This window comes from Marinobacter sp. (assembly GCF_052094685.1).
In the GTDB taxonomy this organism is placed as follows: Bacteria; Pseudomonadota; Gammaproteobacteria; order Pseudomonadales; family Oleiphilaceae; genus Marinobacter.
Window position 1 is genome coordinate 1 of sequence record NZ_JBQDKB010000136.1, and the last position, 7,242, is coordinate 7,242.

A 7,242-nucleotide genomic window follows, 5' to 3' on the forward strand; every position below is an offset into this window, starting at 1 on the left:
AGCATTAAGATAGCTCCCCTCCATCAGTTGCGAAATCTCAGCACTGCAGGCTTCCTCGCTGATGGCCCCCGCTGCCTGAGCGGTCAGGCATTCATCTACTCTGCGCTCAAAGGTACCGGTGTTATCGCGACTGTTGCCGGTGCCGTCGAAGAAAATTCCAGCTTCAACAGTCACTTTGGGGCGGAGGTCAGACTGGCCTGCTGCATAGCGTTTCGAGGCTTTAATTTCTTCGGGGGTCGCCCCTTCCAGTCCTGCGTCTACCAGCGCGCCTTTGGCTTTGGCCCACTCAACAAAGCCGAAAGGATCTTTGTCCAGCGCCTGCGTGGCCTCCGAGGTTAGTTGGCCTTGGCTGTTCAGGGCACCCGCCTTGGCGAAATCCACTACCGGAGCGGTAAGGGTGGCTACGCCTAAGATGACACGGGGTTTGCCGGTGATGATCTGGCCGCCGTGAGAGGTTGGGCTGCCCATATGGGCCAAGGGCCTACCGTCCAGCAGAGCCAGCGGATAGCCCTGAGCGATCATGGCACCGCAACCGCAGGCATCGCCCACTCGGGCGATGGGCATACCATCTACATTGGCGGTCGCGCCATTCGCAACAATGGGGCTGCTGCCGTGGCCGGGAATGGGGCAAACATGGGTGTCGCCAATGCAGGCGACCATGAGGTTGCTCATGAGGTATTCCTTCCATGGGTAATGACCGGTTTTAATCCGAAAACCGGCTTGCTTTAAGGCAACAGAAGCGTATCCATTTTCTTGTCAAAATACCACGATCAGTCTGAATACAATTCCTAGCACTGGTCGTGTCGATCGCTAGGTGGATTTAAAGCCGGCTAACTCTACCCATCAGCCGACTCCAGTCAATCGGCAGCCGTTTTTCTAAGCTGGCCAGTGCAGGGTCTTTCGGGTGGATAGCTTCAAAGGGCTGTTTGCTTGCGTACACAACGGTGTTGTTGGTTTTGCTTTTGAATGCCAGCAGCACGGCAAAGTGCTTCCTTAGCTGTCGGAAGTAAGGCCCGTCAGGATCTGGGGTGCGGTGGTAGTTCAACACCAACCAGCCACTGGGGCTGAGCGCTCGGCTGCAGCTTTCTACAAATTGGCGTTGCGCTTGGGCGGGGCTCATGCGATCTGCGCTGTACAGGTCGGCCAGAATCATATCGGTGCTGGTATCCGGGAGGTCGCTCAGGGCATTGCGAGCATCGGCAATGGTAACCGTTAAGCGCTCGCTGTCGGGCAGCCCGAAATATTCCCTGGCTACGTCCAGCACGGCTTGCCTCAGCTCTACCGCGTGTACTTGGCATTCTGGATACAAGTGATGAAACGCGCTGGCCATCACACCACCACCCAGCCCCAGTATGGTGACGTTTTTTGGCTCGTTAAAGGCAGCAGGCAGCAGCATCGCTCGGCTGTACTCGTGTACGGGAACCTGTGGGTAGCGCCGATCAATTTTGCTTTGCTCAAACACCGAGTTGAACGTGAGTACCCGGTGTTTGCGGTAGTCGATCACCAGAATACTGCCGAGTTTGTCTCGGCTGTGGTGAATAATCTCGCCTTTGTGGAACATGTGGTGCTCTTTGCGGAAGTCGGGCTAGCGATCCAGGTGTTTAATAGCGTCTTGTGCATCCATCGCACGGGCAAGGCTCAGAGCTGTATTGCCCTCGGCGTCCTGTAGTTGCGGGTCTGCTCCGGCTTCAAGCAGGCGCTCAATCATGTTGGTGCGGTTGAACATGGCAGCGTACATAAGCGGTGTTTTGGCGCCATCTGGGCGGCAATCTACGCCGGCTCCTTTCTCCAAAAGCAGGTTTACGCAATCCATATCGCCCTTGTAGACCACACCGGCCAGCGGTGTTTGCAGCCGGTCGTTGGCAAGGTCTGGGTCGGCGCCTTTTTCCAGCAGCAATCGAGCTGCATCTACATGGCCGTTGTAGGTGGCAAGCATCAGTAGGCTGTCGCCATTGCTGGTGCGTATGTCTACAGGCACTCCGGCTTCCAGTAGAGGGTTGAGCATTTTTGTGCCGCCGTTGCGTGCCAGCTCGAATATCCCTTGGGCAAAGGCAATAGCATCTTCATCCAGTTGGTTCTCTGGTTGGTGTGGCTGGCCGGGTTTGTGCTCGCTCATCTGGGCTCCGTTTCACAATTGCTTAAAAGTTGCGATGGATGTCGTTATAGACACAGGTACGATACCGTTGATACAACCTTTTATCACAGAATGTGTTTGTCTCTGGCACAATCACTAAGATAGAGACGAGCTATTAACCGCAAAAATCAAAGGAGAAAGCGCCATGAAACTGAACGTAGAGGGTATTGAAGAGGGCAAGCCGGTCCCGGAGATATTCGCGTTCGGCGTGTTCCACCCGGAAGACCACATGAGTTTTGGTCCGAACCGCAACCCGGAAATTTCCTGGAGTGATGCACCCGAAGGCACGAAAAGCTTCGTGGTGATGATGTTTGATCCAGATGTACCCAGTATTGCGGATGATGCAAACCAGGAAGGCAAAACGATTTCAAAAGACATTCCACGAGTAGATTTCTTTCACTGGTTGTTAGTGGATATTCCCGCCAGTGTAGGCCGGATTCCAGAAGGCGAAGACAGCGACGGAGTGACGCCCAAAGGTAAAGATGGCGGCCGTGGCCCGGTAGGCGTGCGTGGGGTGAACAACTTTACCCAATTTTTGGCTGGCAACCCAGACATGGCAGGCACTTACAGCGGCTACGACGGCCCCTGCCCGCCTTGGAACGATGAGCTGCTGCATCACTACCACTACGAGGTGCATGCGCTGGATGTGGACTCTTTGGGCCTTTCTGGGGAGTTTGATGGTGAAGCCGTGCGCAATGCGATGAAAGGTCACGTTCTAGCGAGCAGCCGGGTGACGGGAACTTATACGTTAAATCCCGATCTGCGCTAGCACCGGCCGGTCGAAGGCTTAATCAGTCCAGTCGATGGCTCTGTAGTCGAAGTTGTCTTCCAGTGTGGGTTTGACGATTTGGAAGTACGGGGAGGCATCGAAATCCCGTGGGGTGAACAAGGATGTTTGCCGAATTCGATAATGCTCCCGAATGCAATCTGCGCAGTTCGGATCGTCTGATGGCATCGATTGAACGGAAGGAAGTATGGGATACCGCAGGCGCTGGAAACCCTCGGCAATAAACGTGGAACAGATGGTGCGCGTTGGATCACCGCTTCCGAAGGTCAGCAGCTTGTGCCTGTGTCGTGAAGGAACCGGCGGCGTTTGGATAAGGTAGCGTGCCAAATCAAACACGTTTTTCAGATCGTACTGGTTACCCAGCCGGCTCAGGGCATAATCGGCGAGCAGGTGAAGGTCCTTCCCGTCTAGCCCCATAGGGCGGCAGATGCGGGTATGACTGTTGCGATAAAAGGACAGCGGCAGGGTGCGAATGCCGAACTCTATATCTGCTTCGATCAGCGTGAGGGGCTCGCCGTCTTCGTTTGTTCCCAATCCCGCATTTGGTCCTAGGTAAAGAACCGCATGGGACCAAGTAGACTGGGTTAGGTACTTTATCGCCACGCTGATGCGCGTATTGCCCTCCACGAGCAGAACGTCTCCCGGCTGCAGTATTCTTTCCATAGCTTCATAGGTCGAGGTGCGCACAGAATGCTGTGCCACCTGTTTGGAAAGGTAAGCGGCGAGATGCTTCGCGAGCCAGTTCAGGAACATTCTTCACTCCGGTGGTGTGCTGGGGGAGTTAATGGCCACCTGTTGGCCTTCCAAGGCTTAATTCTAGTCGTTCTTGCCGATACGTACTCTTTTACACAGGGTTGGTGGCCAGGATTTTCTTCAGAAAATCCTTCGTGCGGGGGTCCTTCGGGTTATGGAAGATCTCGCTGGGTGGCCCCTGTTCCACAATGCGGCCACCGTCGATAAAAATCACCCGGTCGGCCACATCCCGTGCAAAAGACATTTCGTGAGTGACTACCATCATGGTCTGTCGCTCTGACGCCAGCTGCTTCATCAGTCCCAGCACCTCCTCCACCCACTCCGGATCCAGTGACGACGTGGGTTCATCAAACAGGATAACCTCGGCGCCGGCGGCCATGGCGCGGCCGATGCCAACCCGTTGCTGTTGGCCACCGGACATGGAGGCGGGGTAGGCATCTGCCTTCTCGGCAAGGCCGATCTGCTCAAGAATCTCGCGGGCCCTTCGGCAAGCCTTTTCCTTGGGCCATTTATCCACCACCAGCAGACGCTCGGCAATGTTCTGCAGCGCCGTCTTGTTGGCAAACAACGCGTAGTTCTGGAACACAAAAGCGGTTTGCCGCCGCATGGCGAGGATGTCCGCCCGACTGGCCCGGTTTACATCCACCGTGAGATCACCCACGGTCATGGTTCCTGAGGTGGGTTGCTCCAGGAAATTGATACAGCGTAACAGGGTGGACTTGCCGGTTCCCGAAGGGCCGATGACCACCACAATTTCGCCCTTCTCAATGGTCAGGTCGATTCCGTCGAGAACAACGGTCTTGCCGAAATGTTTGCTCAGTGATTCCAGTTTGATCATCGGTTATAGGCCTTGTTCAGGCGGGTTTCCAGATAGTTCTGAAGCTTGGAAAGCAGTTCAACCACGATCCAGTACATGATGGCGGCCACAATGAACGCCTCGAAGTACAGGAAGCTGCCGGCCGCCTCTTTCTGGGTGGCGCCCATGAGTTCAGTGACGCCCAGGGTGAAGGCGAGAGAGGTTGCCTTGATCATGTCGATGAAGTAATTCATCAGAGTGGGCAAGGCCACTCGGGTAGCCTGGGGTAGGACAATTCGCCGCATCAACTGGCCGTTGGTCATGCCGATTGATAGAGCGGCTTCGGTCTGGCTCCGGTCGACACCTACGATAGCGGCCCGGATGGATTCGGCCATGTAGGCGGAAAAATGCATGGTCAGGCCCATGACTGTCGCGGTAACGCCATCTATTACCGTTAGTGCACTGAACAGCTGGGGCAGCCCATAATAGAACAGGAACAATTGCACCAGCAGTGGAGTGCCCCTGAAGAAGGAAATGAACACGATAGTCAGCTGGTTGAGCACCGGAATGCGCAGCACCCGAACAACCGCAAACAGGCAGGCAAGAATCAGAGCAAGCACCATTCCGATGCCCGCCAATTGCAGGGTGAGAGGCAGGTACCTGAGCAGAACAGGTACCAGGCCAAGCATATACTCGACGTTCAACACGTCCATAGGGAATCAGGCCTCGGTGTGCCCCTTAAGGCTGGGTGATATCCGTGCCGAACCACTTCTCGGAAATGGACGCCAGGGTGCCGTTGTCACGCAGGGTCTCCAGGGCCTTGTTAACTTCATCTCGTAGAGTTCGTCCGGCTTCGGTGTCGTGAAACGGGTAGGCATTGGTGATCTGTGAGAAGGTGGGGCCTGCCAGTTCAAGAGGCAAGGGCTTCTCTTTGATAATCTGGCTGGCACTGACCCGGTCCATCACGAACGCATCCACGCGACCCAGGGCGGTGTCTCGCTCCAGATTACTCTCATAGGTTTTAATAGTGATCTGGTCCGCATAGGGAAGCTCTTCCAGGAGGGCCTCGAAATTAGAGCCCAGGTTCACAGCAACGGTTTTCCCCTTCAGGTCTTCCACATCCCTAACCTCGGTATTGCCTTCTTTGGTGACAACCTGCGCACCGTCATAAACGTAAGGGTCGCTGAAAACATACGCCTTCTTCCGCTCGTCGGTAATGGTGATCTGGTTGGCAACTGTGTCGATGCGCCCGGATTGCAGCATGCCAAACAGGCCGGAGAAGTTGGCGGTTTCGTATTGGATATCACGCCCCATCTCCTTGCCCAGCGCGTTCATGACATCGACTTCAAAGCCCTTGAGCTCATCCTGCTCCACAAAGGTAAATGGGAAATATTGGCCGGACATTCCGACCCTCAACGGTTTATCCTGTGCAAGCAAAGGTGCGCTTGCGAACAAGGAAATTGCCAACAATGTATTGATCAATAATGTTTTCATAAAGCCTCCTTCCGGCGTGCATCGTACCTGAAGCATAGTCGCGGGTGAAAATTGGGCAATTACGCCCTTCATTTGTTCTCAACAAGTAATTCAACATCGGCGATGATTGCAGGGGCATCCTTAAGCCGTGCGAGCCAGCTTAGAGGAATGCCGTGCTCACCGCCGACACCGTAAAGTGCTGCCAGGGCCGGCCCAATGATCCAGGCCCGTCCACAGGAGTCACCCCCGCATTGAATATTGGCGCGAATGGCTTCTGTATAGTTGCGGGCATGGCTCAGAATATGAAAGATTACCGGCATCGCCTCATACAGATAACAGGTGCGGCCATAGGCGTCGCCCGCGCCGGGAGCGTCCAGAACAGAGCCGGTCCTGGCTTTGTTGAGGCTATCCGAGGCCGGTGCTTCCGCAGTACCCGCGTCCAGAGCCACTGACATGGGGTTGCCCCGAAAAAGATGATCCAGAAGTCGCGCAGCGCATTTTGCCCAAGCCACGGCGTTGTCATTGTGATTGGTCACCCGGACCGCCGCTTCGACGACCTTCAGCAGGTTGTCGCTGCCGTAATAACTGGCCACCAGTGGGGGTAGTTTGGATACTGCCGGCAGTTGCATGTCGTCTGCGCCACTTTCCGGCAGCAGGTGATGGTCGATGGTCTCGGCCAGGTGAACGCCTGCTTCCTGTATCTCCGGATCCTGATAGGTAAGGTTTATGGCCTTGCGGACAGGATCTGCCAGTTGTTCGCCGCTCAGGTGACGGGTGTAGGGTAAAACCTTCTGAACCAACACCCGCTTTTGCTCATCCGTCAGTTTGATTGAGGTGGCTGACAGAGCCTGCTCAATGGCTTTCTGTTCGATGGTGCTCAGGTTGTTCAGTGTGCCCCGGGTGGGGTTGTCGATATAACCCTGCCAGCGGCCACCGGGCCCGAAGAACGCCCGAAAACGCCGCTGGTAATCGCGGATATCCAGGCTGCCGTTATGAGCCAGCAGGCTGTCGGTCAGCACTCCTGTGGCTGCACCATAGTGGCTGATATCTCCCGCCTGTTTGCCTTCATGAGCAAAGTAACCGAATCCGCCTTTGAAATAGTCGGCCTTAGGTGGCAGAAATTCCGGTGATGCGCCGCCAACCTCATGGATGCGTTGGCTGTCATACAGCCAGTGCAAACCGAGACTGGCCGCATCTGCAACCCACCCACCGGCAAGGGCGGCGATCATCGTGGCTTTTCTGTCGCTAGACACGGTGTAGGTCATCGGAAATCCTCATTGGTCATGGTCAGAATTCAAG

Annotated in this window: 9 protein-coding genes; 1 reads left to right on the forward strand and 8 read right to left on the reverse strand. The window is 55.5% G+C overall.

From position 1 onward, the window contains the following. The 3 genes from ACTH3S_RS17255 to ACTH3S_RS17265 form a co-directional block, all read right to left on the reverse strand. A partial coding sequence (locus ACTH3S_RS17255; RefSeq protein WP_441810249.1) for a PAAR domain-containing protein occupies positions 1–672 on the reverse strand: 672 nt, incomplete at its 3' end. 148 nt (positions 673–820) lie between these two features. Beyond that, the gene (locus ACTH3S_RS17260; RefSeq protein ID WP_441810250.1) at positions 821–1,561 is read right to left on the reverse strand and encodes a spermidine synthase; all 741 of its coding nucleotides are present in this window, start codon (positions 1,559–1,561) and stop codon (positions 821–823) included. A gap of 24 nt (positions 1,562–1,585) precedes the next feature. Continuing rightward, positions 1,586–2,116 (reverse strand): ankyrin repeat domain-containing protein, encoded by a 531-nt coding sequence (locus ACTH3S_RS17265; protein ID WP_441810251.1) that lies wholly within the window; start codon positions 2,114–2,116, stop codon positions 1,586–1,588. A 163-nt stretch (positions 2,117–2,279) separates the two neighbouring features. On the opposite strand from ACTH3S_RS17265, the gene ACTH3S_RS17270 reads away from it, so the two are divergent. Continuing rightward, complete coding sequence (locus tag ACTH3S_RS17270) at positions 2,280–2,903, forward strand: YbhB/YbcL family Raf kinase inhibitor-like protein (protein ID WP_441810252.1); 624 nt, start codon at positions 2,280–2,282, stop codon at positions 2,901–2,903. 18 nt (positions 2,904–2,921) lie between these two features. Here the strand turns inward: ACTH3S_RS17270 and ACTH3S_RS17275 are convergent, their stop codons facing one another. From ACTH3S_RS17275 to ACTH3S_RS17295, 5 genes are all read right to left on the reverse strand, one after another. Beyond that, positions 2,922–3,674, reverse strand: a complete 753-nt coding sequence (locus tag ACTH3S_RS17275; protein ID WP_441810253.1) for a lipo-like protein — start codon at positions 3,672–3,674, stop codon at positions 2,922–2,924. Positions 3,675–3,765: 91 nt separating this feature from the next. After that, complete coding sequence (locus tag ACTH3S_RS17280) at positions 3,766–4,512, reverse strand: amino acid ABC transporter ATP-binding protein (protein WP_441810254.1); 747 nt, start codon at positions 4,510–4,512, stop codon at positions 3,766–3,768. Further along, on the reverse strand, positions 4,509–5,183 hold the full coding sequence (locus ACTH3S_RS17285) for an amino acid ABC transporter permease (protein WP_200363498.1): 675 nt from the start codon (positions 5,181–5,183) through the stop codon (positions 4,509–4,511). Before ACTH3S_RS17285 ends, ACTH3S_RS17280 begins: the two co-directional genes overlap by 4 nt. Before the next feature lie 25 nt (positions 5,184–5,208). After that, a complete protein-coding gene (locus ACTH3S_RS17290) occupies positions 5,209–5,964 on the reverse strand; it encodes an amino acid ABC transporter substrate-binding protein (RefSeq protein ID WP_441810255.1) in 756 nt (251 codons plus the stop codon). Positions 5,965–6,032: 68 nt separating this feature from the next. Further along, positions 6,033–7,208, reverse strand: a complete 1,176-nt coding sequence (locus ACTH3S_RS17295; protein ID WP_441810256.1) for an ADP-ribosylglycohydrolase family protein — start codon at positions 7,206–7,208, stop codon at positions 6,033–6,035. Positions 7,209–7,242 lie beyond the last annotated feature (34 nt).

Excerpts from the sequence above, each read along its gene's own strand:
- ACTH3S_RS17260 (WP_441810250.1), bottom strand. The coding sequence starts at position 1,561 with ATGTTCCACAAAGGCGAGATTATTCACCACAGCCGAGACAAACTCGGC.
- ACTH3S_RS17265 (WP_441810251.1), bottom strand. The coding sequence starts at position 2,116 with ATGAGCGAGCACAAACCCGGCCAGCCACACCAACCAGAGAACCAACTG.
- ACTH3S_RS17270 (WP_441810252.1), top strand. The coding sequence starts at position 2,280 with ATGAAACTGAACGTAGAGGGTATTGAAGAGGGCAAGCCGGTCCCGGAG.
- ACTH3S_RS17275 (WP_441810253.1), bottom strand. The coding sequence starts at position 3,674 with ATGTTCCTGAACTGGCTCGCGAAGCATCTCGCCGCTTACCTTTCCAAA.
- ACTH3S_RS17280 (WP_441810254.1), bottom strand. The coding sequence starts at position 4,512 with ATGATCAAACTGGAATCACTGAGCAAACATTTCGGCAAGACCGTTGTT.
- ACTH3S_RS17285 (WP_200363498.1), bottom strand. The coding sequence starts at position 5,183 with ATGGACGTGTTGAACGTCGAGTATATGCTTGGCCTGGTACCTGTTCTG.
- ACTH3S_RS17290 (WP_441810255.1), bottom strand. The coding sequence starts at position 5,964 with ATGAAAACATTATTGATCAATACATTGTTGGCAATTTCCTTGTTCGCA.
- ACTH3S_RS17295 (WP_441810256.1), bottom strand. The coding sequence starts at position 7,208 with ATGACCTACACCGTGTCTAGCGACAGAAAAGCCACGATGATCGCCGCC.